At 44.2% G+C, this 25,156-nt stretch carries 15 protein-coding genes and 1 pseudogene; 14 read left to right on the plus strand and 2 right to left on the minus strand.

Annotation, left to right across the window (positions count from 1 at the left end):
- Window positions 1-409 precede the first annotated feature (409 nt).
- From IPH84_14135 to IPH84_14150, 4 genes are all read left to right on the plus strand, one after another.
- Window positions 410-2,212 carry a hypothetical protein gene (locus IPH84_14135; GenBank protein MBK7174335.1) on the plus strand — a complete coding sequence of 601 codons (1,803 nt, stop codon included), beginning with the start codon at window positions 410-412 and terminating at the stop codon, window positions 2,210-2,212.
- A gap of 107 nt (window positions 2,213-2,319) precedes the next feature.
- Window positions 2,320-3,495 carry a hypothetical protein gene (locus IPH84_14140; GenBank protein MBK7174336.1) on the plus strand — a complete coding sequence of 392 codons (1,176 nt, stop codon included), beginning with the start codon at window positions 2,320-2,322 and terminating at the stop codon, window positions 3,493-3,495.
- Window positions 3,496-3,585: 90 nt separating this feature from the next.
- The gene (locus tag IPH84_14145; protein MBK7174337.1) at window positions 3,586-4,569 is read left to right on the plus strand and encodes a lipoate--protein ligase; all 984 of its coding nucleotides are present in this window, start codon (window positions 3,586-3,588) and stop codon (window positions 4,567-4,569) included.
- 129 nt (window positions 4,570-4,698) lie between these two features.
- The gene (locus IPH84_14150; GenBank protein MBK7174338.1) at window positions 4,699-5,508 is read left to right on the plus strand and encodes a M50 family metallopeptidase; all 810 of its coding nucleotides are present in this window, start codon (window positions 4,699-4,701) and stop codon (window positions 5,506-5,508) included.
- Between the two features lie 83 nt (window positions 5,509-5,591).
- On the opposite strand, the gene IPH84_14155 is transcribed toward IPH84_14150, so the two are convergent.
- The gene (locus IPH84_14155) at window positions 5,592-6,698 is read right to left on the minus strand and encodes a carbohydrate-binding family 9-like protein (protein MBK7174339.1); all 1,107 of its coding nucleotides are present in this window, start codon (window positions 6,696-6,698) and stop codon (window positions 5,592-5,594) included.
- 196 nt (window positions 6,699-6,894) lie between these two features.
- Here IPH84_14155 and IPH84_14160 point away from each other — a divergent pair, with 196 nt between their 5' ends.
- From IPH84_14160 to IPH84_14195, 8 genes and pseudogenes are all read left to right on the plus strand, one after another.
- Window positions 6,895-9,828, plus strand: coding sequence for a GH92 family glycosyl hydrolase (locus IPH84_14160; protein MBK7174340.1), 2,934 nt, complete (start codon window positions 6,895-6,897; stop codon window positions 9,826-9,828).
- A 66-nt stretch (window positions 9,829-9,894) separates the two neighbouring features.
- Window positions 9,895-12,549 carry a transglutaminase domain-containing protein gene (locus tag IPH84_14165; protein ID MBK7174341.1) on the plus strand — a complete coding sequence of 885 codons (2,655 nt, stop codon included), beginning with the start codon at window positions 9,895-9,897 and terminating at the stop codon, window positions 12,547-12,549.
- An 89-nt stretch (window positions 12,550-12,638) separates the two neighbouring features.
- Window positions 12,639-14,615 (plus strand): glycoside hydrolase family 97 catalytic domain-containing protein, encoded by a 1,977-nt coding sequence (locus tag IPH84_14170; protein ID MBK7174342.1) that lies wholly within the window; start codon window positions 12,639-12,641, stop codon window positions 14,613-14,615.
- A 124-nt stretch (window positions 14,616-14,739) separates the two neighbouring features.
- Window positions 14,740-16,866, plus strand: coding sequence for an alpha-galactosidase (locus IPH84_14175; protein ID MBK7174343.1), 2,127 nt, complete (start codon window positions 14,740-14,742; stop codon window positions 16,864-16,866).
- Window positions 16,867-17,125: 259 nt separating this feature from the next.
- The gene (locus tag IPH84_14180) at window positions 17,126-17,758 is read left to right on the plus strand and encodes a class II aldolase/adducin family protein (GenBank protein MBK7174344.1); all 633 of its coding nucleotides are present in this window, start codon (window positions 17,126-17,128) and stop codon (window positions 17,756-17,758) included.
- Window positions 17,759-17,859: 101 nt separating this feature from the next.
- Window positions 17,860-18,171 (plus strand): annotated as a pseudogene (locus IPH84_14185) (L-rhamnose mutarotase).
- Window positions 18,172-18,492: 321 nt separating this feature from the next.
- Window positions 18,493-19,641 carry an adenylyltransferase/cytidyltransferase family protein gene (locus tag IPH84_14190; GenBank protein ID MBK7174345.1) on the plus strand — a complete coding sequence of 383 codons (1,149 nt, stop codon included), beginning with the start codon at window positions 18,493-18,495 and terminating at the stop codon, window positions 19,639-19,641.
- Window positions 19,642-19,650: 9 nt separating this feature from the next.
- Window positions 19,651-21,081, plus strand: coding sequence for an alpha-L-fucosidase (locus IPH84_14195; protein MBK7174346.1), 1,431 nt, complete (start codon window positions 19,651-19,653; stop codon window positions 21,079-21,081).
- Between the two features lie 46 nt (window positions 21,082-21,127).
- Here the strand turns inward: IPH84_14195 and IPH84_14200 are convergent, their stop codons facing one another.
- Window positions 21,128-22,096, minus strand: coding sequence for a T9SS type A sorting domain-containing protein (locus tag IPH84_14200; protein ID MBK7174347.1), 969 nt, complete (start codon window positions 22,094-22,096; stop codon window positions 21,128-21,130).
- Window positions 22,097-22,315: 219 nt separating this feature from the next.
- Between IPH84_14200 and IPH84_14205 the strand changes: the two genes are divergently transcribed.
- Together IPH84_14205 and IPH84_14210 are read left to right on the plus strand one after the other, a co-directional pair.
- Complete coding sequence (locus tag IPH84_14205; GenBank protein MBK7174348.1) at window positions 22,316-23,644, plus strand: hypothetical protein; 1,329 nt, start codon at window positions 22,316-22,318, stop codon at window positions 23,642-23,644.
- Between the two features lie 91 nt (window positions 23,645-23,735).
- Window positions 23,736-25,139, plus strand: a complete 1,404-nt coding sequence (locus tag IPH84_14210; GenBank protein MBK7174349.1) for a hypothetical protein — start codon at window positions 23,736-23,738, stop codon at window positions 25,137-25,139.
- The last annotated feature ends 17 nt before the right edge of the window (window positions 25,140-25,156 follow it).

Below are 25,156 nucleotides of genomic sequence, written 5' to 3' on the forward strand. Positions count from 1 at the left end.
TGGAATTTGATAAAACAGGCTGTTTCAAAAACAGTGGTCAGACTTCGGCTCCGCTCAGTCTGACGACTTATTTTGAGACAGCCTGTTTCTTTTGCTACCTGTTATCCCTAACTACAAATAGAACCAACCATATTGCTGAATACGCGACAAATATTTAACAATCATTGTGAAGAATCCTGACGCCTTAAACAGGCTGATATCAAAGCAAAGCTAAGCTTATACATCTTCAGAAAAATGCATATGTCAACTATTTGGCAATTCATTACCAAAAAGCAGTTATCTTTGTGAAAGAATTACCGGAGTGGTATTCCAATGTTGCCCCTCAGAGTTGCTTCTTTTGCATCTGAAATATGACAGCAGTGTCCGGCATCCTGATACATCTCCCAACAATTTTATTAATTATAAAAACATGAATGCACATTCATTCCATATCCCGGTTATGGGAATTGGTTTCACAATTGATACCCCTGTCAGGGTAGCTCATTTAGGCATATCTTCAGTGATATCCCTGGTGGACGATATGTTGATGGAAAAGATGCGGGAATTTCATTGCAGGCAGATGAATGTTCCTTTCCAGGGTATTTCCAGCAAGATTGAAGATTTCAGGGCTAAGCGCATCACTGCTTTTCTTGATTTAATGGATAAATCAGTAAAGGAAAAAGTAGAAGCGTTGAAAGAGTCGGTTCACCGTAAAGGCGGCGAATTTGAAAAATATATGGAGATGTTGCCAGCCTCTTCCGAGATCAAATTAAAGTTTCAGCAATTTGTAAAAGATCATTCCCAGGGTAGTATCAGGGATTGGTTAAATGCACATTTGCCTGTTGGGGGGATTGACGTCAATATCATGACCAAACTCGACAGGGCAAACTATAAAAACAAGGAGAAACTTCCTGCAGAATTCAATGATGCCCATGCAGCCCTCAGGGGTTTTGCCAACAGTACCGTACAGGCATCCCTGGTACTTTCAGCCGGAATGAACCCTAAATTATATTCCTACCTGGAAGAGTTTGAAGGCTTTTTTCCTGTTAAGGGTGAGGATTTTACAAAGAAAATCATCCTTAAAGTCAGCGATTACCGTTCAGCATTGATCCAGGGTAAATTCCTTGCAAAAAAGGGATTATGGGTTTCTGAATACCGTATCGAAAGCGGTCTGAATTGCGGTGGTCACGCCTTCGCTACCCAAGGATTCCTTTTAGGTCCGATCCTGGAAGAATTCAAATTAAACAGGGCTCAACTGGTGAATGAAACTTTCTCCATTTTTGAACAGGCATTGGCCTCCAAATCAAGGTATTGCCCTGAAAATGCCCCCGGGATAAAAATTACGGCTCAAGGCGGTGTTGGAACTGCTGAAGAGCACCAATTCCTTATCGACCATTATGAATTGAATTCCATAGGATGGGGAACCCCATTCCTGCTGGTTCCTGAAGTTTCAAATATCGACAAGGAAACCCTGCAGCTTCTGCAGAATGCAAAAGCAGAAGACCTGTACCTGAGTAATATCTCTCCTCTGGGAGTTCCTTTTAATACTGTAAAGGGCAATAGCAAGGACGAGGAAAAGCTCAGACAAATCCATCATGGAAACCCTGGAAGTGCCTGTTCAAAGCAATATGCATCTCTGAATGATGAATTTACCGAGAAACCGATATGTACAGCTTCGAAACAATATCAAAAGCTCAAAATCGATGAACTTGGCCATAAGGAGCTCAGCTTCAAGGATTATATCAAAGAATATAAGACTATTACCGATAAATCCTGTATTTGCGTCGGATTGGGCACATCTGCCCTGCTCGCCAATGACCTGGATACCCATGTTGAAGGCATCGGTGTTTCTGTTTGTCCCGGCCCTAACCTGGCCTGGTTCAGTGAAGAAGCTACTTTAAAACAGATGACAGATCACATTTATGGACGGGATAACCTGATCAGCGATAAAGACCGCCCACATGTGTTTATCAATGAATTGAAATTATACATCGATTACCTTACCGGGCTTTTAAAAGAGTTGAAAGGAGATCCAGACAAGAAACAACTGGACTACTACAATGGGTTCAGGCATAATATACTTGCAGGAATCAGCTATTACCGGTCACTTCAGGGAATTAAAGGCCTGGTGGACAAGGATGATTTCAGCACTTTTATGAAACAGCTATCAGAACAGGAAACACGGCTATTGTCGGTTAAATCCCCTTATCTCACTGATCCTGTTCCCAATTAGTAAACAAAAGTCAATTCGTTATTACTACCGGCAGCATTTACCCTGGCCGGTTTTTTTTCTTAATTTCGTGGCTTAATATTTGTTGCTTCATCGGAATTTGAATTTTTATGCGACGAATCCTGGCATTGTTATTTATTTCTTTCTTCTTTCTTACAAAATCCTTCGCGCAGAATGTAGAAGCCCGATGGATACTCTCCGATTCTCTTACCGACTGCAGTGAACTTCAGTATGCCTGTATGCAGCTGATTCCTTTATATTACCAGGATGGGAGCATTGACACTGCCTATGCACTGTTGAATTATTGGGAGAAAAAATGCGGAACAGATGAAACCATCTATCGGACAAAAATCTTATGGGCTATCGATGCAGGTACTTTCAGTGATTCCCTGATCAGTGATCAAACCATCAGGCATCTTGACCATTACCTCTGGTTCTGTAATGATACCCTTGGAGAATCACTTGATGCCTACGATTATTATGTGCCGGAATTTGAATTGCTGAAGTGGTACAAATCATTTACTGATAGTATTGTCGGCAGAGCACAGTACTACCCGGATCTGTCAAAAGAAGAAGTCTTTTTTGTGAAATACTATCAGCACCCCAGTGACAGTCTGCTCAAATTGCTTGAGACCTCTGATTATAAGGAAACACAATTATTCAAGGTTTATGATCAGCCCGTTTATGGTTCACTTTCTGGTCCACTGATCCATTATGCGGCAAGTGGTGGTGCATGGATTCCCTATGATAAACTTTTAACCCTGGGGTCACATCCCAGTCTGGGAGGGTATATCGGAGCAAGCAACAAAAAAATGATCTATAACCTCGGACTCCATTTCCGGATAGGAAGTGCAGCTAATAAATATGACGTCCTTTACAATGATTCCTTATACAGTTCTGATAACTTCACCGGGATCAATATTTCACTGGAAGCAGGGCGGCAGCTGATAAACTGGAGACGCCATCAGTTTGAGATCCTGGGAGGTACTGACCTGGAGATTATCAACACTTTAACCCTGGAAAATGATCCGGATTCAGATGAAGATGATGAGAGTGAATACATTTATTCACCATCCATTCACCTGGGTGCCGGTTACAAGTACTACCTGAAAAACGACAGGTTTATTGGTTTGAGCAGCCGATATCATTTCATGAATTTCAAGAATAAGGGAGGTACCAATCTGAGGGGAAATGCCATTTCCATCACCCTGGAATATGGGATGGGAACTAATCCCTGGCTCTACAAACGAGAAACATACCTGAAACAAAGAATAAGTTCAAACTGATTGGTTGATTTCACTCATAATCTAATGTATCTGTATTGAACATAGCGCCATTTTTCAGGTTTCATCCTATTACATAATCACATACACCCTATGTTAATCATAAAACGACATCAGACTGATCCCTATTTTAACCTTGCTGCTGAAGAATATATCCTGAAGAATTATGGAGAAGACAGTTTTATGCTTTGGCGTAATGAACCCTCCATCATTGTGGGCAAGCACCAGAACACGCTGGCAGAAATCAATATTGAATATGTAAATGATAATAAGATTAAGGTTGTTCGAAGGCTCTCCGGTGGTGGTGCAGTATTCCATGACCTGGGAAATATTAATTTCACCTTTATCCGACATGGAGAACCCGGAACCCTGGTAGATTTCCGGAAGTTTACTCAACCCATCCTGGAAGTGATGCAGAAACTTGGAATCCAGGCCCGGTTTGAAGGCAGAAACGACCTGACAATTGATGGCCGTAAGTTTTCGGGGAATGCCGAGCATGTTTTCAAGGACAGGGTACTTCACCATGGCACCCTCCTATTCTCCTCGGTTATGGCTGATCTTACCGGGGCATTAAAGGTAGATCCTTCCAAATTCTCCGACAAGGCAGTAAAATCGGTGAGAAGCCGGGTAACCAATATTTCTGAACATCTAAAGGAACCAATGGAGATTGAAGCTTTCATGAAACTGGTCACAGATCATGTCCATGAGATGTATCCTGATGCAAGGGTCATGGAATTGAGTGAAGACGATCACATTAATATCAGGAAACTTGTGGATCAGAAATATTCAGGCTGGGATTGGAATTTTGGATATTCACCAGCTTATGATTTCCGAAAAAATATCAAAACTTCTAATGGCGGACATATTGAAATGAATCTTCAGGCTGAGAATGGGATGATAACCGCCGTAAGAATTTTCGGAGATTATTTCAGCCGTAAGGAAACTGCCGAACTGGAATCCGCCCTGGTGGGTCTCCCTCATACAATGGATGCCATCGAGCAGCTGGCAAACCAGATAGAAATCGATGAATATTTTGCCCATGTCACCCGTGATGAATTTATTACGCTCTTCTTCTGATCTGTTTTATATTCTCAATAACCCTCTTGTTAAACGCTCAGAAATCACCCTTAAATGAAGTTAAGGGTGAAAAATTCGCATATCCATCATCTATTAGTGTAAATTTGCAGTGATTAATACAGAAAAATGATGGCAGATAATTCAAAAGGGACTTATTTTTATGTTTTTCTGAATTCTACAATACTTTTCATCATAGCGAATATCCTTGAAACCCTACTGCACGAATTTGGGCACTATTTTACAGCTTTAGCTGTTGGTATTCCTAATGTGACGATTTACCATAACTATACCCTCTTTGATAATTCTGCGGTTTCGGAGCTTAACCGATTATTGGTTAGTTCAGCCGGGCCATTGGTTAGCTTGCTGATTGGTATTATTTTCCAATGGGCTTGTAAAGGCAGAACCAAAAAGGACCTGGTTTTCATGTTCCAGAACTATCTTTCCATTTTTGGATACATCAGCTTTTTCGGCTACCTGATGGTGGCACCTTTTATTTCTGAAGGAGATACAAGCCTAGCCTTCCAGATCCTGGATTTCCCGTTATGGCTGGTAATAAGCATATCGGTAATTTCCATGATGTTCCTCTATGTAATCATGTTCCGCCTTACCAGGAATTTCGTTCTGCTCAGCCCCTATGAAGCACTGGAGATAAATTATGCGAGAGGCAGGTTTATGGCTATCTTGATCTTGTATCCGCTTATTGTTGGTGTTGTGGCCACAACCATGCTGAATCTCCCTGTTGCTGCAGCCTTAATCCTGGTATCGCCAATTGTGAAACCTTTGGTCATTCTATTTACCTACCCGCAGGCATTGAAGAAAAACTACCGGGGAGTGATTTCAAACCGTGATTTTGATAGTATCAACCAGTTTAATTACTACCCTGTGATTGCATTGTTTGCAGTAGTTATTATCAACCGATTGTTAGTATTAGGGTTTTAAGAAAGATATTTAAGTTGACTTCAAAAAGCACCCTTAATCCGCACAAATCCATCTTCAGTTCCAACCTTTGTTATCCAGGAATATTAAGGCCTGGAAGTAAACCATATCCGTCCATCCTGCGTAATATGCCATAGCCTTTTCTGATCGTCTGATTGAAAAGTGGCTTCATACAATGTGGAAGTGAGTTGTATCGATGGGATAAATTTTCGGCCATCAATCATATAGTCATCAAGTCCAAGACTTTTTAATTCGGTAGTATAGGTACCATGTTTCGACTTCCACTCCTTTTCCCTGTAATAGAGTAGTCGAAGCGCCCATTTAACGGCATTGTCAGGATTTTCAACAAAAAGATCTGATCCAATACCCACAGCTTTTTCTGAAAACTGCAGGTAAGCCCATGTTTCAGGCTGATGCATTGCGATCACACCCTGTGGTGACCATACCCAGTTATCTTCCGGCAATGGTTTCTGAATACCATTTACCAGGTGAGTTTTCTTACTGTATTTCCCATTAATAATATCTATCGCCCACTCAACTCGTGAAAAACCTATACGGTATTGCTCACCCGTTACAGGCGCTTTTCCTGTTGCACTCAATTCCGCCAATGCATCCAGCGGGAAGGCTATCTCAAGGCTCCACCCCTTGTCGGTATCGGACGCATCATTAATGGTGCCATCCACATGCACAGCTGAGCGAACGCCATTGAAATTCCAATGATCGATCGCCACATTATTAATAATATCATCCCGGTAAGGTTTTAACAATAGCAGGTCCCACTGAGTGTTGAATGCATTCATTTCATATTCAATATAATGGTGTGTATCTCCATCAGGATCGATAAACACCTCGAAGTCAGGGTCATAGAAAATCACGGACTCCCTTTCTTTCAAGGTAGCCCACACATGTGGTTCTTCAAGGTAGGCAGCTATATACAGGTATTGATCATCCCACATCATTTTGGCCCGTGTTTTATAAGCAGGCTTTGGTTTCAGACTTCCTTCTATATCTTCAAACCACTCTGTCCATGCAGCCTTCTCCCATTCCGGTTCATTAATGAGACCATCAATTTTTACTGCAACCGGTGTTTGATAGCATATGTATTGTCGGGGTACAATGGGAATCGGAGGTTCCTGGGCGGAAAGGATTCCACCAGATAAAAGGACAGCTAAAAGAATCAACCGGAATTTCATGATCAAGGGGTTTTATGAAGTAATTTTAAGGTCAGCAGGATGAACATTTGAATTTGCCAGGCTATCGGAAAACAAAGTAACTAAATTCCATCTTTACTTGAATGACTTTATAAAGAAATTTAAAAAGTTGTATCTTTACCCTATTACAAAACAGGCGCAATTGTTGACAAGAATACAAATTAACTCATTAATAATCATGAAAATAATCTCAGTAAACCACCTCATTACCTTAATCTTATTTTGTGTAACGTTAACCCTCTCTGCACAAAAATCACCTGCCGATTATGTAAACACCTTTATTGGCACAGGCGGGCATGGTCATACCTACCCCGGGGCTACCCTGCCTTTCGGGATGGTGCAACTGAGTCCTGATACACGACTCGAAGGCTGGGACGGATGCGGCGGATACCATTATGATGATGAATACATTTATGGGTTCAGTCATACGCATCTCAATGGAACCGGAGTCCCTGATCTGTGTGACATTCTTTTCATGCCAACAACAGGTGAAAGCAGGTGGAATAACGGATCCGACGGACAAGCAGGATATCGTTCCCATTTTTCACACCAGACAGAAAGTTCAGAGCCCGGATATTATAAGGTTTTGCTCGAAGATTATAAAATTACTGCAGAGTTAAGTGCTACAACCCGTGCAGGGTTTCATCAGTACACTTTTCCGGCAAGTGAACAATCCAACATCATCCTGGACCTATTCCACAGGGATGAAGTCCTTGAATCATCCCTGAAAGTGATCAGTGATACCGAAATTGAGGGATTGCGCCGCTCACGTTCATGGGCTGAAGACCAGTATGTATATTTTGTTGCGAAATTTTCCAAACCTTTCGAATCTTATGAAATTGCGGTAGATAATACCCCCAGGTTGAAGATCAAAGCTATCGACAAGAAAAAGAATATTAAAGCCTGCTTCAGGTTCATTACGGTTGCGGATGAAAAAATCCTGGTGAAAGTCGGTATCTCTGCGGTAAGTGCTGAAGGGGCGCGTAAAAATCTGAACCAGGAGATTCCTGCATGGGACTTCCAGGCTGTAAAACAAAATGCTAAAGCTATCTGGAATAAGGAGTTAAATAAAATAGAAGTGGAAGGTGGCACAGATGTGCAGAAAACTGTTTTCTATACGGCTCTTTATCATACAATGGTGCAGCCCAATACTTTTACAGATGTTGACGGCAATTACCGGGGACTGGATAAGAAGATCCATAAAGCGGATGGTTTCACCATGTACACCACTTTCTCTTTATGGGATACTTACCGTGCTTATCATCCCCTGATGACACTCATCGACCGTACAAGAACACTTGATTATATTAAGACCTTCCTGGCCCAGTATGAACAGGGAGGATTGCTGCCTGTATGGGAACTGCATGGGAATGAAACCAATTGTATGATTGGATACCACAGCATCCCGGTAATCACTGATGCCTATATGAAAGGAATCAAAGGATTTAACACAGAGCTGGCATTAACAGCCATGAAAACGAGTGCCACACGCGATAATGCAGGATTAAGAGCCGTTGCCCAGATCGGTTTCATCCCTTCCGACAGGGAAGCGGAATCTGCCTCAAAGACCCTGGAATATGCTTATGATGACTGGTGTATCTCCCAATTCGCCAAAGCCACCGGAAATAATGAAGACTATAAAACCTTTGTAAAGCGGGGACAGAACTATAAAAACCTCTTTGATCCTTCAACAGGAAATATGAGAGCAAGAATTAACGGTGGCTGGTTTTCACCTTTCGACCCAACAGAGGTGAACTATAATTATACTGAAGCCAATTCATGGCAATACAGCTTCTCCGCTACACAAGATATCTCCGGTCTCATTGCATTACATGGTGGCAAGGACAAATTTGCTGCTAAGCTCGACGAATTGTTCAGTGCATCTTCAAAAACTACAGGCCGTGAACAAAGTGATATTACTGGTCTGATTGGTCAGTATGCCCATGGAAATGAGCCCAGTCATCATATTGCCTACCTCTATCCTTTTGCTGGACAGGCATGGAAAACCCAGGAACTGGTTCGCAGGATTTTGACCGATTTCTACCATGATAAACCGGATGGATTAATCGGAAACGAAGATTGCGGACAAATGTCGGCATGGGCTGTTATGAGTGCAATGGGAATATATTCCGTTAATCCGGGAAGTGTCTTCTATGTTTTAGGTTCACCCTGGTTTGATAAAGTTACAGTACATCTTGAAAATGGAAAAAGCTTCATTATTCAGGCTAAAAACCAATCTCCTGAAAATAAGTACATCCAGTCTGCAACGCTGAACGGCAAGAAATATGCTGCATCCTTCCTGAATCACGATGTCCTGTCAAAAGGGGGAAACCTGGTGTTTGATATGGGCGGACAACCTAATAAGAGCTGGGGTACAGGGAAAAAGAAGGAACCCGTGACAGCTATTACTGATCAGCTTATTGTTCCTGCACCTTATCTGACAGATGCGGTCAAGACTTTTACAGATACCAAACAAATTGAAATCAAAGGTCCTGCAGGCACAGACATCAAAGTAATGGCCGGACAGGGAGTGAATAGTTACAATGGTCCTTTCACAGTATCAGAATCCGGTAAAATCCGCTTCTATGCTGAATCAAAGGGCGTTGCAAGTCAATGGATATCAGCGGAATTCCTGAAAATCAAGAACGACAAGGATATCTCCCTCAGCACCCAACCCGCCAGTCAATACTCAGGCAATGGTGCAGGGACGCTTGTGGATGGACTCTCCGGGAGTCTTGATTACCGGGTAGGCGGATGGTTAGGTTTCGAAAAAGTGAACCTAGAAGCAGTCATTGACCTCAGGGAGAAAAAAAGTCTTACCCGGTTTAGTGCAGGATTCCTTCAGGATGAGAATTCCTGGATCTTTATGCCAAGCCAGGTAGAATTTCTCATTTCAGACGATGGTATCAACTATACTTCCGCAGGGATTGCCAAAAACAATACCCCTACCGATAAAAAAGGTACTTTATTGAGCAGTTTGTCATTACCGGCATTAACTGTTCAAGCGCGGTATGTAAAAGTTATTGCTTCCAGTTTGGGCACCTGTCCGGAAGGTCATAAAGGGTATCCTAATGCCTGCTGGATTTTCTGCGATGAGATCACCATCGAATAAAGAGAATGCAGCAGTGCCAGGTTATTCAGAAATTTGAAACCATTCTGTAAGATTAAAATAAAACAAATGAGGACTCTATTTTCGGCCATACTCTTTCTTTTCATTGCAGCTTCATTGAAAGCCCAGTTGATAAGCAATCCACAGACCCTTGCCAATATGTCGCAGGCGCTGAAACAAAAGAGATCGGCAGCTGAACTCCGGGCAACTCAACTTTTTACAGTATTGGAAAGAACAGTAAGGCCTGAAGAACGTCAAGCCTTAGAATACCTATTTGCATATATGCCTTTAAGTGACCTGGCTGATTACCAGGGGGATTATTTCCTTGAACAGGTAAAGAAAACGATACAAGCCAGGAATGAAATGCCCTGGGGACAAAAAATCCCGGAAGAAGAATTCCTGCATTTCGTTTTACCCATCAGGGTTAATAATGAAAACCTGGATGAGTTCCGAACAACTGTCTATGATGAACTGAAAGGCAGGATTCGCGGGATGGATATGCGTTCTGCCGCTCTTGAGATCAACCATTGGTGCCATGAAAAGGTGACCTACCGTGGCAGCGATGAGCGTACCAGTTCCCCATTGGCCTCACTTAAAACATCCTTTGGCCGTTGCGGGGAAGAGTCCACATTTACCGTATCAGCCATGAGGGCAATGGGGATCCCTGCCCGCCAGGTCTACACCCCCCGTTGGGCACATAGTGATGATAATCATGCATGGGTAGAAGTATGGATTGATGGGAAATGGTATTTCCTGGGAGCCTGTGAACCGGATGCTGATCTGAATATGGGCTGGTTTGCAGCACCTGCCATGCGCGCAATGTTAGTGCATACCCGGGCCTATGGATGGTATAATGGCGATGAAAATGTGATCGACCGCCAGGATAATTTCTCTGAACTTAATCTCATTAAGAATTATGCGGAAACAAAACCCATCGTTATCAAAGTCATCAATACCGATGGGAAACCGGCTGTGAAAGCCAGTGTTGAATATCAACTATATAATTATGCTGAATTCTATCCAATTGCCAAAGGAAAAACCGATGCAAACGGATTCCATTCCATTACAACCGGGTTGGGAGACCTGCTGATCTGGGCTACCCTGGATGGTGCCTGGAATTATAAAAAAATCACAATTGAAAAGACCGATACCCTCACTCTTCAGCTTCTGAGTGACCATCCTTCCAGTTTTTCGGAGAACTTCGACCTGATCCCTCCTGTAGAAAAAGCACCCCCTGAAACATCAGCTTCTCCAGCCTCCAGGGCCGAGAATGCCCGTCGTTTATTGGTAGAAGACTCCATTCGTATGACTTATATGCAGACTTTCAAAGACTCTGCATGGTCAGTGAACTTTGCCAGGAAGATGAATCTGGATGAGAAAGAAACGATTTCCATTTTCCAGAAAAGCTATGGAAACTGGCAAGAGATTGTTGACTTTCTGAGTTTATGCAAACCCGAACTCCATGTTTGGGCTTTAAGCCTGCTGGAATCTATAAGCGAGAAAGACCTGAGGGATACGCGTTCTGAAATCCTTACTGACCATCTTCTGAACGCAGCCCCCTACCCTGCTGCTATTGAAGGAGAAGAAGCTGAATTCTATTCCGCCTATATACTTTCAGGCCGTATCTCCAATGAGATGATGCGCCCATGGAGAGGCTATCTGCAACAGCAGTTTACGATGGAGTTCAAGCAAAGTATTAAAAGTGATATCCAGGTTTTGATTCAATGGATCAGGGAGAATATTCGTGTTGATGATATTGCCAACCTGCATTCCCGCTCTCCGCTTTCTCCCAGGGGGGTATTTGAACTGAAAGTAGCTGACACACGCTCCAGGGACATTTTCTTTGTAGCTGTCTGCAGGAGCCTTCATATTGCATCCCGCATCAATCCTGCCACCTATCTGCCCCAGTACTGGAATGGCCAATCCTGGATCAATGTTGCTTTTGAGCCCGTAAAAGAGAACATCTCTGCCATGGGAAGCATCCGGTTCACGAACGCAAATCAAAGCATCGACCCTAAGTATGCCATCCATTTCACCATTGCCAGGTTTAAGGAAGGGGTCTATCGGTCGGTAGATTTTGAATATGGACAGGAATTATCAAAATTCAAGGAATCAATCGATATTGAAGCCGGGAAATATTACCTGGTTACCGGGAACAGGCAATCAGACGGATCAGTGTTATCTTCACTGACTTTCTTTGAAGTCCCTGAAGGAAAACTTACAGTAATCCCTGTATTGGTAAGGGAATCCTTTGAAAGGGCAAAACCCTGGGCCCATGTTGATCTTAGTTCCTATTCTATCAAAGAATACCCCAATAAACCTGCTACCAGGGCGTCGAAAGCTGCAGAATCCAAAGGAGCCATTTACATCTGGATTGACCCGGATAAAGAGCCTTCAAAACATGTAATGGCGGATATCCCTGCCGTGAAAACGTTGCTTGAGAAATGGAATGGCGGACTCGTGTTCCTTCTTCAAAAGGAGAGGATCAGTCAATCCTTCAATCCGGGACTTTTTCCAAACTTACCCGCTCAAAGCCAGTTTGCTTTCGATGAGCAATCAAAGCTGCTCAATGAATTAAGCAGGTTGAAAAAACATAAACTGGAAAACAATTTCCCGGTGATTATCATTAGTGATGCCAAGGGCAATCTCGTGTACTTTTCCGAAGGATACAAAATCGGCATCGGTGAACAGTTGGCCAAAGAGGTTTCACACCTTCAAAAATGATCAACGTTATAAAGAATAATTGTCCAGGCATTTAACTTGCCTGAAAAACCCTTTATTTATTATTGACCTGATAATTAATCCAAGAAAAAATGACCCAATTTTCCCGGTTCCTGCTAACAGTATTGATTTCAATGCTGATGTGTTCTGTCATGGCACAAAAAAAAGTCATGCCCATAACTGCTGTTTCTCCGGATGGGAAAACAGTGATAACGATGAATCTCGCTGAAACAGCAGAGATCATTGTCAGGTATAATAATAAGGAAGTAGCGACTGTTAAGGACCTGGGATTGAACATCCTGGAATATCCGCTTGCTTACGTGAACCCTGTAAGGCGAGTGGTTACCACAACACCTTATAAGAATACAATTATACCCGTAATTCCTGAAAAGAGGAGCCGGATCAATGATTTTTACACCGAGACAGAAGTTTGGTTCAAAGGTGGCTCCGGCATAAAAATGAGAGCCTATGATGATGGGGTAGCCTGGAGAATGCTTACCCGGTTACCAGACAGTATCACCATTCTGAATGAACCATTCAGGTTACTCGTGAACCCTGCCGATTCCATCTATTTCGGGGAAGAAAACAACTTTATTTCCCACAGTGAGCGTCTATATCCGTGTAAAGCAGTGAGTGCCATTTCAAATGGAAAAATGTGTGTGCTCCCTGCTGTTTTCAGGACACCTCAAAACGTAATTCTTGCTTTCAGCGAAGCAGATCTTCTCGATTATCCCGGACTCTACCTGGTCAGGGATAGCCTTCAGGCAGGAGGTTTCAGGAGTATTCTTCCCAAAGCATCTGGCAGGGAAACGATCAGTACCGACCGCAGGAGCTACCTCGTAGCAGACAGAAAGGATTATATTGCCCGGACTGCCGGTACCAGGGAGTATCCATGGAGGGTAATAGGAATAGCAGGAAAGGATGCAGACCTCCTCTCGAATGACATCATCTACCGGCTTGGGAGTCCCTGCAAACTAAAGGATACCGACTGGATCAAACCAGGCAAGGTAGCCTGGGATTGGTGGAATAACTGGAATATCTGGGATGTACCTTTCAAAGCCGGCATCAATACTGAAACCTACAAATATTATATCGATTTTGCTTCAGCTCATGGTTTGGAGTATGTGATCATGGATGAAGGCTGGTCAGATAATGATGACCTGGATAAGATCAACCCCGACCTTGATATGGAAGCACTGTTCAGCTATGCAAGTCAGAAAAAGGTAAGACTGATCCTTTGGGTTACCGGAAGGGCCCTGGAAGAGAAATTCGAGGCTTCCCTTGCGAAATTTGAAAAATGGGGTGCTGCCGGAATTAAGGTCGACTTCCTTATACGGGACGATCAACGTATGGTGAATTATTACGAAAAAGTGGCTGAAGCTGCTGCCAGGCATCACCTGCTTGTAGACTACCATGGTTCCTACAAACCAACAGGCTTTAGCCGCACCTATCCCAATGCCCTTACCAGGGAAGGTGTGCAGGGATCGGAAAACAATAAGTGGTCGAAAAACATCACCCCTGAACACGACTGCACCATTCCTTTTACGAGGATGTTTGCCGGCCCCATGGATTATACACCCGGTGCCATGATAAATTCTAACAGCAAAACCTTTAGTATCAGCTGGACAGAACCTATGAGTATGGGAACCCGCTGCCACGAGCTGGCCAAATATGTGATCTTCGAGAGCCCTCTGCAGATGCTATGTGATGCTCCCGGAAATTACATAAAGGAAAAGGAATGCATGGACTTTCTATCTGCCGTCCCTACCAGCTGGGATGAAACCTTCCCAATAGATGCAAGGATTGGAGAATACCTGGTTGTGGCACGCCAGCATGGAAATGAATACTATATCGGAGCTATGACCAACAGCAATGCCAGGGATATAAAAATTCCCCTCAGCTTTTTACCCGATGGAAACTACATACTCATGGGATGGGAAGATGGTATCAATGCCGACCGAAAAGCCAGGGACTTCAAGGTAAACTCCGCTGATGTTTCAAAATCAGCCGTCATCAGCATTCACCTGGCTCCTGGAGGAGGGTATGCTGCCAGGCTGGTTAAAAAATAAAATTGGCACATTCCGGATGCATTAAATAAGAGCCTACTTTAACTTTAATAAGCCAGAAATGAAAATCCTTCTAACCCTGTTTGTATTAGTAACATTGCTCACGGAAACAGAAGCACAGGGGCTCTTGAAATCAGCCTCTTCCCTGCCTCCCCTTCCAGCAACTCTGAGCGGTAAAACACCCGATTGGCTGCTGAAACCGGGCGTATTCAAAGCCGGGGTCTTTAAAGGAAAAACCAATAACGACCTGGTCATTAGCAATGGCCTGGTTGAAAGACATTTCAGACTGAGTCCGAATGTTGCCTGTTACAGCTTTAAAAACCTGGTGAATGGTGAAGAGATGCTCAGGGCATTGAAACCGGAGGCCAGCCTGGTGATTGATGGAAAGGACTTCAATATTGGCGGACTTCAAGGCCAATTTGAATATGGCTACATCGAAACTGAATGGCTGGATCTGTTTAAAGTTGGAGCTTCCGATTTTACATTTGATGGATTTCTCATCAAACCCATCAGTGCCCGGTTTGAGTGGGCTCCAAAACGATGGATTGCTGCCCATAACTGGCCACCCAAAGGAATTGAAATCATCTTCCAGTACTCTTCTTCACTTTACCCGGGGATCAAGCCCGAAGTGCATTATGAAATTTATGAAGGGCTTCCGTTGATCAGTAAATGGTTGGAAGTTAAAAACGAATCTTCTTCATCCATAACCATTCAATCGTTTCATAACGAGAATCTTGCTGTTGTGGAACCGGTTGCCCATACAGAAACCATTGGATACTGGGATAAGCCCAATATGCTGGTATTGTCGGATTATGCTTTTGGCGGGATGAATTCAAAAACATCTAACCAAACTACCTTTTGGGTAAGGGACAGCATTTATACCTCACAGGTTGACTATGGTCTGAATACTCCATGCCAGCTGATCTGTAAACCACCCATTGGGCCGGATCAAACTCTTAAACCCGGTGAACGCCTGGAAAGTTTCAGGGTTTTTGAGCTGCTTTACGACAGCGATGATTTGGAGAGGAAAGGACTGGCAACACGTAAAATGTACAGGACCCTTGCTCCATGGGCCCTTGAAAATCCCATTTTCCTGCACCTCACCTCTACCGACCCATCTGTGATCCATGAAGCGATCCAGCAATGTGCTGAAACAGGTTTCGAAATGATCATCCTGAGCTTTGGAAGTGGATTGAATATGGAAAGTACTGATCCTGAATATATTAATAAAATGAAAGGGCTGGTTGCCGAAGCAAATCAAAAAGGCATTGAACTGGGAGGATACTCACTGTTAGCCAGCAGGAGGATTAATGATGAGGAAGATGTGATTAACCCTGCCACAGGAAAAACAGGCGGTGCGATCTTTGGCAATTCTCCCTGCCTTGGCAGTGAATGGGGCATTGATTATTTTAAAAATCTGAAGAATTTCATCGACCAGACCGGTTTCGCCCTTCTGGAACATGACGGATCATATCCCGGTGATAAATGTGCCTCTGTGACACATCCGGGGCATAAGGGACTGGCAGATTCACAATGGAATCAATGGAAATCAATCACTGAATTTTACAACTACTGCCGTTCAAAAGATATTTACCTGAATGTTCCCGACTGGTATTTCCTTTCCGGCTCCAATAAATCGGCCATCGGCTACAGGGAAACCAACTGGTCATTGCCTCGTGACCGGCAGATTATGCTGGGCAGGCAAAACCTCTATGACGGCACCTGGGAAAAAACTCCCTCAATGGGTTGGACCTTTGTACCTCTCGTTGAATACCAGGGAGGAGGCGCAGAGGCTACCCTGGAGCCACTTTCAGAACATCTTAAGGAATACGAGGCTCACCTGGCGCAAAACTTCGGCGCAGGTGTTCAGGCTTGCTACCGTGGATTCAGGCTCTATGACAAAGAAGCAACGAAAACACTGGTGACAGAATGGGTAACATGGTACAAAAAATACAGGCTGATCCTGAATTCCGACATCATACACCTGCGAAGAGCTGATGGCAGGGATTGGGATGGATTTATGCATGTTGATCCTTCCCTGGAAGAAAAAGGACTCCTGATGGTTTTCAATCCATTGGATGAGCCTATCCAACGTACAATCAAAGTGCCGTTATATTATACAGGAATTAAAGAAATTGCCCGGGTACGTGAAAAAGAAGGACTCCAAAACACTTATAAAACAGATAATAATGGAGACATCTGGCTGGAAATCAATATTCCTGCTCACGGATTCAGTTGGTTTGTAATAGAATGAAAGCTGTAGTACCTTTGTAGCGACTTTGTTTTACTACTCATGAAAACCCGGCTTCTCTGCCAGATTAATTTTTCCCGCCTGCCTGATCGAAAGTTTCCCTTTCTATTCCAGGTATTAAAACAGCATTCCATGATAGGTCAGGTTCATGGTTCTGCAATTGGAATCTATTCTCAACAGGATGAGGGTAAATGAAAGCTTATCAAAGAATAACCACAAAATAAAATATTTCTTAAACTTGTAACCTAATTATCCGCTCATCATGCCAATTGTAACCGATAGTCAGCTCAGGGCATTCACGGAAGCCGCCCATAAACTGGGAACGCATCAATTGCTGCTGTGCAGCAGTGGTAATATGTCATGGCGCATCGACAATGATATTATGCTTATTTCTCAAACAGGCTCATGGCTTCCAACCTTAACAAAGGATCAAATCTGTATCAGCCGGTTGACGGATGGGATGATCCTGAATTCAGTGCGGCCTTCTATGGACAGTGGTTTCCATTTTGGCATCATGAGAGAGCGAAAAGATGTGAAAGTGATCCTGCATTTCCAGTCACTTTATGCTACGACACTGGCATGCCTGCCGGAGCCCCCACAGGATTTTAATGTGGTGAATGAAATCCCTATGTATGTCGGACCGGTTGCCATGCTCCCCTATATTTGTCCGGGTTCCCCTGAAATTGGGAAAAAGGTGACAGAATCCATGAAGCATCATGATCTTGTTGTCCTTCAGAATCATGGGCAGGTAGTAGTAGGCAAGTCCTTTGAGGATGTTATCCAGAAGGCATTGTTCTTTGAACTGGCTTGCGGTATTATAATGAGAAGCAATAATATGGCAATCAGGTTAACAGCAGAGCAGATTGCTGAAATGAAAAGATATCACAGGGAATAGAATGCTGAATCAGGGAGGCCCTTGCTGATAATGGTCCTTTAATTTATTCCTTTAATTGCATGATGATCAGATTTTAATATGAACAGACCCCTGTTTCACCTATGGAAGATTTATCCAGTTGTTTTGGAAGCATTATTGGCCTGAAGAAAGAATTTGAAGAGCGTTACATAGTTCTTCACCGCCATACCTTTCCCAGGGTGCTGGAGCAGATCAGGCGTTCGAATATCACTGATTACACTATCTTTCTCCATAATAGCCTGCTTTTTAGCCATATGGTTTACTCCGGCGAGGATTTCAAGAAAGATATGAATGCTATCGGTCAGGATTCAACTACCCGTGAATGGTGGAAACTCACTGATTCGATGCAGGAACCGCTGGAAAACCGAAACGAAGGAGAATGGTGGACCGGGCTGGAATTATGGTTTGAATGGGAACCCAACATCCCTCCTATTGACAATCCTGTAAGATTGGCCTATACTTTTTCAGCTCCATTCCCACTAGGCAGTTTTCCTGCTGATTTTATTAATGAACAGGAATCTGGTTCCATCTTCAAAGGGATCTACCGTATCCGCATATTTAAAAAAGCCCAGCAACTCTTCCTGTATATTGAAACATCACTCATCAGCGGACTTTTCCCGATGCTTTCCAGCCTGCGTTCAGCCTTAAACCTCAATGAATGGCCTGAACCTATGACAGAAGTGTTCCATACAGATCATCGCCAACCCCTGCCCGAAATGATTCAAAAGAAAGTATTTGTTACCGGTTGCTTCGATTTACTCCATAGCGGCCATATTGCATTTCTCCAGGAGGCTGCCTCCTATGGTGATCTCTATGTAAGCATAGGCTCCGATGCCAATGTTGAGCACCTCAAAGGCAGGTATCCTGTCAATTCCCAGGCTGAACGGAAGTATATGATTGATGCACTTGCATGCGTAAAGGAATGCCGTATTAACTCCGGCTGGGGTATCATCGACTTTGAAAAGGAGTTGCGTGATATTATGCCCGATTTTTTCATCGTTAATGAAGATGGGCATACACCTACCAAGCAAGCCCTTTGCAAGGATATGGGCATTGAGTATAAGGTCCTGAAAAGGATCCCTCATGCCGATTTGCCGGTACGTTCCACCACTTCCCTCCGCACCGAATGTACGATCCCTTTCCGCATCGACCTGGCAGGTGGATGGCTGGATCAACCTTTTGTTTCAAGGTATCATCCCGGTCCGGTAATCACTGTCAGCATTGAACCTACCGTGGCTTTCAACGAACGAAGCGGTATGTCGTCAAGTACCCGCAGGAAAGCCATTGAATTATGGAAAAATGAAATCCCGCTCGGGGATGCGGAACAACTGGCACGACTGCTGTTTAGTTTCGAGAACCCACCCGGCACCAAGGAAGTGGCAGGTTCACAGGATTCATTAGGGATAGTGCTTCCCGGGCTTAACAGGCTTGATTATAACGGGAATTACTGGCCTGAAAAGATCACTTCTGTGCATGAAGAAGGAATCCTCACCTGGATTGAAAAGAACTTGTACCTGGTAACACTGGGACCCAGGGTGAATACCTACAGCGTCCTGGACAACACAAAAATAACCCCCGATGCAGCCGGATTACTATCCAAAGCAACCGTGGATTGCTGGAATGCAATTTTGAAAAGAGATATCAAGGCCTTCGGGGATGCTTTCAGACGATCTTTCGAAGCCCAGGTAGCGATGTTCCCCAACATGGTGGATGAGGATATCAACAATACAATCAATATGTATAAAGATAAAGCATGGGGATGGAAATTATCCGGTGCCGGGGGCGGTGGATACCTTATCCTCGTTTCCAGTGAACCCATTGACGGAGCCATGCAAATCAAAATCAGAAGGAAAAACAGCCTATAATCCAATAATATGAAAACTCAACTCCTCATTCTGCTTATGTTCATTGGCATCAGCTCATTCTGCCAGGAACATGAATCCCCTTATATCAAACCTGTTGATCCTAAAGTATTGCAAAATCTCGAAGAATGGCAGGACCTTAAATTCGGAATTTTTATGCATTGGGGAACATACAGTCAATGGGGGATTGTGGAATCCTGGAGCCTTTGCCCCGAAGATGAAGGATGGACGCAAAGAAGCGGTGAATTCTCGAAAGATTACTTTACTTACAAGAAAGCCTACGAAGGCCTTCAGACAACTTTCAATCCTACGCAGTTCAACCCTGAGAAATGGGCCACTGCTGCTAAAGATGCAGGCTTCAAATATGTAGTATTTACTTTTAAACACCATGACGGCTTCTGTATGTTCGACTCTAAGCAGACAGACTATAAGATCACTTCAGGAAAGACCCCTTTTCATACCAATCCCAAAGCAGATATTGCCAAAGGAGTTACGGATGCATTTCGTTCCAACGGGTTTAAAGTGGGAGCCTATTTCAGCAAGCCCGACTGGAATTGTCCTGATTACTGGTGGTCCTATTTCCCGCCAAAAGACAGGAACGTAAACTATGATCCTGCCAAATATCCGGAAAGATGGAACTCATTCAAGAAATTCACTTTCAACCAGATTGAGGAAATAATGACCGGTTATGGTAAAATTGATATCCTGTGGCTCGATGGTGGCTGGGTTTGTCCTAAAAGCACCGTCAACCCTAACGTAGACTACTATCATAAGGTGATCGACCAGGATATTGATATGGCTGGAATTGCTGCAATGGGCCGAAGTCATCAGCCCGGGCTTATTGTTGTGGACAGGGCGGTAGGAACTGAATTTGAGAATTACCGCACTCCTGAACAACAGATCCCTGCAAAGCCATTGGATTACCCATGGGAAACCTGTATGACCATGGCCGGCTCATGGAGCTATGTTCCAAATGATGTTTATAAACCTGCCTGGAAGATCATTCATAACCTCGTGGATATTGTCGCAAAAGGCGGTAACTACCTGCTGAATGTTGGCCCAAGCCCTGAAGGCGATTATCATGATGCAGCCTACGACCGGATGAAAGAAATTGGTGCCTGGATGAAAATCAATGGCGAGGCAATTTATGCCACCCGTCCCGTTGCCCCTTATAAGGAAAACAATATTTGTTTTACCAGGAACAAAAATGGACAGGTGAATGCCATTTACCTCCTGGATGAAAATGTAAGCAGTTTACCGGCTGAAATCAGGATCAAAGGCATTAAACCTGCATCCAAAGCAGTGATTCAGCTCAAAGGTTTCGAAGGAAAACTGAAGTGGAAGACTGTAGATGGGGAAACCATTATCCTGGTTCCGGCCAAAGCTCAGAAAACTCCTCCTTCAAAATATGCCTGCACTTTCAGCATCAGCCGGGCAGAATAGTCTGATTATCCTATTTACGCTTTGCATTCATATCCCGCAGCATCCTTTAAGGAATGATCATGAATTTTGTACTGTAAACTTTACCCTCCCGCTCAGCAATAATGCAATGCATCCCTCTATAATAGCGGGAGATATCAATCTCTGTTACCGCCTTATCACTGACCAGTTCAAGTAACTGTACTCCCAGGGCATTCAACAGACGGATCCTGGTGGATACTGCCGGGCCCTCAAACTTAATCCGAACCATATCTTTAGCAGGATTTGGGAATACCTGGATTTTTGATTCTTTTTCCGATTCTTGTTCCGAAGCAATGGAATGTACTTTTACTGACTTTATAATAAGTTCGGCTTCATTTCCATCCAGGGGAGGCTGTCCCTGGAAAAGCCAGAAGTTCAGGTGCAGTCGTTCATTTCCGACCGGTGGAATATGAGGCCCGTCATAAGTCCATTCGGCAATGGTTGAATCCAGAGGCGGAAGAGTAAAAGTAAAAGGCTTAGCGCTTCTGAAAAAGATGCTGTCAGCGGTCCAGCGGAAACTATGGCTCGATGGACTTCCCTGTAAGCCCATCCTGAAACCAAATTGATTTTCAGAGGTATAGGGAGCAGGTTGAACCGTATACCAGGAAGTCAACCCCGACACATTACCCCACCTGGCAAATTCAATATCGATCTCCCTGCTATCATCCTCATAGGTAAATAATCCCGCAACAATGCGTGGATCATAGACTTCCGGATCGCTGAGCAGCTCAAACGTGTAGTCACCATAACCAAATGATTTCTGGGAATAGATCTCGGAACAGAACCACTGGTCATTCTCCTTTCGGATTTTCATGTGAAGGTAACCAAGAGTATCAACCCAAACATTAGCTGGATCATCTGACCAGAGATTAGGGCCTGGTCCGCCAGTTCCGTTCCTTACATTCCAGCTTATCCCTGAAAAATTAATAGTAGTCTGACCCCTGGCAGCAAGCATGATGAAGAAAATTGAAGCAAATAAAAGGAATAGCCTTTTCATAGTCCTGGCATTTCAGAAACACCTAAAGTACCTGTAAAATTACACTGAAAACATCCATACCCTGCAAATACAGGAATAGATTTGCAAGGAATACAGGAAGTAGCTTACACAGCCGGATTGGATCACCTGAAATAAGAATAAATTGAATTGCAGGATTGTCTCTCATATTCACTGGTATTTAATATCTTAGCCATAGGAATCCCAAAATTCTAATAAATTATGCCAAAGTTCAGGTGTACGGAGTGTATTCATACCGAAAAGGATGGAGTTAAAGTCCTTTATTGCAGTGTTACTGGAAAGCCTTCGGCAGAATCACAGGAATGCCCGTATTATGAAGACCTGGAGGGGCAGGCTGAAGTAGAAGAAACAGTGGAAGAAGCCAGGAGTTCCAATGGCTTACCCGGTGAAGAGATCAGCAGGATACTGAAAAGCCAGCAGGATTTCAGTTTTGCATTTTGGGGAGGATTGGTTGCAGCACTTTGTTGTGCGATCATCTGGGCTGCAATTACAATTATTACCAACTACCAGACCGGTTTTGGTGCTATTATCATCGGGCTGCTGATCGGATATTCCATCTCCTTTTTCGGAGGTGGAATCGATAAAAAATTTGGCTACCTGGGAGCATTCCTTGCCTTTATTGCCTGCTTCCTGGGGAATTTTTTCAGCCAGGTGGTTTTCCTTGCACAGGAATTGAACAGCAGTTACCTTGAAACCCTCCTGTCATTAAATGCTGAGGCTGCATGGGGCCTGGTTAGCGGTTCCTATCAGCCTGTGGATTTTTTCATCTATGGTATAGCAATCTATGAAGGATATAAGTTTGCGTTCAGAAAAGTTTCGGAAGAAACCATCCGCCAAATCAGCGCCTATGAAAGCAATGGCATTCCAAAATCTTTTAAGCACCGCCCGGTTGCATTAATTATCGGACTTATCATCATCATTGCCACTTATTTCTTTGCTGACAAGGGTGTGAATGGAATAAAAACCATCAATTACCCTTCCGGAAACCAGCAGGCCAAAGGAGAATTCAAGGACAGTCGTAAAGTAGGATACTGGACCTATTGGTATGAAAATGGCAAAGTACAAACAGAGGGTTTTTATAAAGAAGGTGTACCTGATAGTACCTGGAAATGGTATTATGAGAATGGCAATATTTACAAAACAGGATTTTGGGGGGGGGGGGGGGGGGGGGGGGCGGGGGGGGGGGGGGGGGGGGGGGGGAAGGGGGGGGGGGGGGGGGGGGGGGGGGGGGAAGGGGAGGGGGGGGGGGGGGGGGGGGGGGGGGGGGGGGGGGGGGGGGGGGGGGGGGGGGGGGGAGGGGGGGGGGGGGGGGGGGGGGGGGGGGGGGGGGGGGGGGGGGGGGGGGGGGGGGGGGGGGGGGGGGGGGGGGGGGGGGGGGGGGGGGGGGGGGGGGGGGGGGGGGGGGGGGGGGGGGGGGGGGAGGGTTACCTTCAAGAGTATAATGACTATGCACGTTGCAAATTTTTCAGCATTATAATCTATTCAAGGCTTTACTGCTTGCTTAAAATCCATAATTTTGAGGCTGACTGATCCCGGAATGTACAGAACCGGGAAATTATTACCATTTAACAGGTTTTCCTGGCAAGCGGTGATTCAGTTGAGAAAAACCAAAAACCCCCGCATGAAAAAATTTCTGTTACCAATACTACTTGTATTGGCGAGTTTCTCTTTCGCACAGGTAGCTGTAAACACCGATGGTTCCAGCCCTGACAATTCTTCTATTCTTGATATAAAGAGCAACAGTAAAGGCCTGTTGGCTCCGAGAATGACAGCTGCCCAGCGAATGTCAATCTCTAATCCGGCCTTTGGATTGATAGTTTATCAGACTGATGGAGATGTAGGGTTATATCATAATGCCGGCTCCCCGGCTTACCCATACTGGACGATGGTAGGGGCAAATACTCCTCCCTGGTTATGGAATGGTAATAGTATATATTACACTGATGGTTTTGTTGGAATGGGGACAGATTCACCTTCTTCTGTTCTGCAGGTCAATTATGACTTTTACAACTACACCAATATCGGGTTTAGTCAGTACATTCAGGATCATATCATACATGTAGAAAGCGACCAGACCGACGGGCAGACAGGTATTTATTCCATCAGGACCCGTACAACGGTGAATAGCGGTATATCCTATGGCATTAGCGGGGGGAACTCAGCGATTGTTGGTTATTCGTATTGGGGTGATGTTTACTCCTTTGGGATCAGTGGTTTTAATTATAATGATTATACCCGCTGTGGTGGTATACTGGGTTCGCAGGAATCAGGCATGTATTGGGGATCCCTGGGTTATAAAAATTCAGGTGGCACCACATATGGAGGTTATTTTACCAGCAGCAGCAATGGAACTGGTAAATCATCCCAGGCACATACCAGTATCGGAATGGGTGCCTATGGCGACCTGATGGGGGCCCATATCCATGGAAATATTTATGGCACCTTCACTCAAGGTGAGCAATATGCATTATATGCTGATGGGGATGTTTACCGGAATGGACTTGATGTTCATCTTCAGGGCAATGGCTCCGAATCACAGACTGTGCTTTATACCTCGGTATCCTCAAAAGTCACGGTTCAAACCAGTGGATACGCTACCCTTTCGAATGGTAAAGCCATCATCACCTTTGACCCTGCATTCGCAGAAGCTGTTTCCACGGATGAACCGATTGTTGTTACGATTACTCCAACGGGCAACTCCAATGGCGTTTACCTCGCAGAAGTTTCTGCAACCGGATGCAAAGTACTGGAGAACAATGCAGGCAAAAACACGGTGTCTTTGTCATATATAGCTATTGGAAACAGGAAAGGGTACGAAGAACCTGAACTTTCAACTGAGGTGACCTCTGCCGGCTATAAACGGAAAATATCAACCGGCCTGAATGATGATGGGAATACCCAAAAGGATGCAGAAGGGCTTTATTATGAAAATCAACGTTTGATGACAGGTCAACATCCTTCAACTTTCCCGGATCCTGGCAAGCCCGCCTATAAGCCTGTTGATCCAAAGACCAATCAAAGATAGTGCAGCGAATTCTTCAA

This window comes from Bacteroidales bacterium (assembly GCA_016707785.1).
Lineage (GTDB): Bacteria > Bacteroidota > Bacteroidia > Bacteroidales > UBA4417 > UBA4417.

What these genes read in the sequence shown, in the direction of transcription:
- IPH84_14145 (MBK7174337.1), top strand. Translation starts at nt 3,586, where the DNA reads ATGTTAATCATAAAACGACATCAGACTGATCCCTATTTTAACCTTGCT.
- IPH84_14155 (MBK7174339.1), bottom strand. Translation starts at nt 6,698, where the DNA reads ATGAAATTCCGGTTGATTCTTTTAGCTGTCCTTTTATCTGGTGGAATC.
- IPH84_14205 (MBK7174348.1), top strand. Translation starts at nt 22,316, where the DNA reads ATGCCAAAGTTCAGGTGTACGGAGTGTATTCATACCGAAAAGGATGGA.
- IPH84_14195 (MBK7174346.1), top strand. Translation starts at nt 19,651, where the DNA reads ATGAAAACTCAACTCCTCATTCTGCTTATGTTCATTGGCATCAGCTCA.
- IPH84_14150 (MBK7174338.1), top strand. Translation starts at nt 4,699, where the DNA reads ATGGCAGATAATTCAAAAGGGACTTATTTTTATGTTTTTCTGAATTCT.
- IPH84_14135 (MBK7174335.1), top strand. Translation starts at nt 410, where the DNA reads ATGAATGCACATTCATTCCATATCCCGGTTATGGGAATTGGTTTCACA.
- IPH84_14190 (MBK7174345.1), top strand. Translation starts at nt 18,493, where the DNA reads ATGATTCAAAAGAAAGTATTTGTTACCGGTTGCTTCGATTTACTCCAT.
- IPH84_14210 (MBK7174349.1), top strand. Translation starts at nt 23,736, where the DNA reads ATGAAAAAATTTCTGTTACCAATACTACTTGTATTGGCGAGTTTCTCT.
- IPH84_14170 (MBK7174342.1), top strand. Translation starts at nt 12,639, where the DNA reads ATGACCCAATTTTCCCGGTTCCTGCTAACAGTATTGATTTCAATGCTG.
- IPH84_14165 (MBK7174341.1), top strand. Translation starts at nt 9,895, where the DNA reads ATGAGGACTCTATTTTCGGCCATACTCTTTCTTTTCATTGCAGCTTCA.
- IPH84_14180 (MBK7174344.1), top strand. Translation starts at nt 17,126, where the DNA reads ATGCCAATTGTAACCGATAGTCAGCTCAGGGCATTCACGGAAGCCGCC.
- IPH84_14200 (MBK7174347.1), bottom strand. Translation starts at nt 22,096, where the DNA reads ATGAAAAGGCTATTCCTTTTATTTGCTTCAATTTTCTTCATCATGCTT.
- IPH84_14160 (MBK7174340.1), top strand. Translation starts at nt 6,895, where the DNA reads ATGAAAATAATCTCAGTAAACCACCTCATTACCTTAATCTTATTTTGT.
- IPH84_14140 (MBK7174336.1), top strand. Translation starts at nt 2,320, where the DNA reads ATGCGACGAATCCTGGCATTGTTATTTATTTCTTTCTTCTTTCTTACA.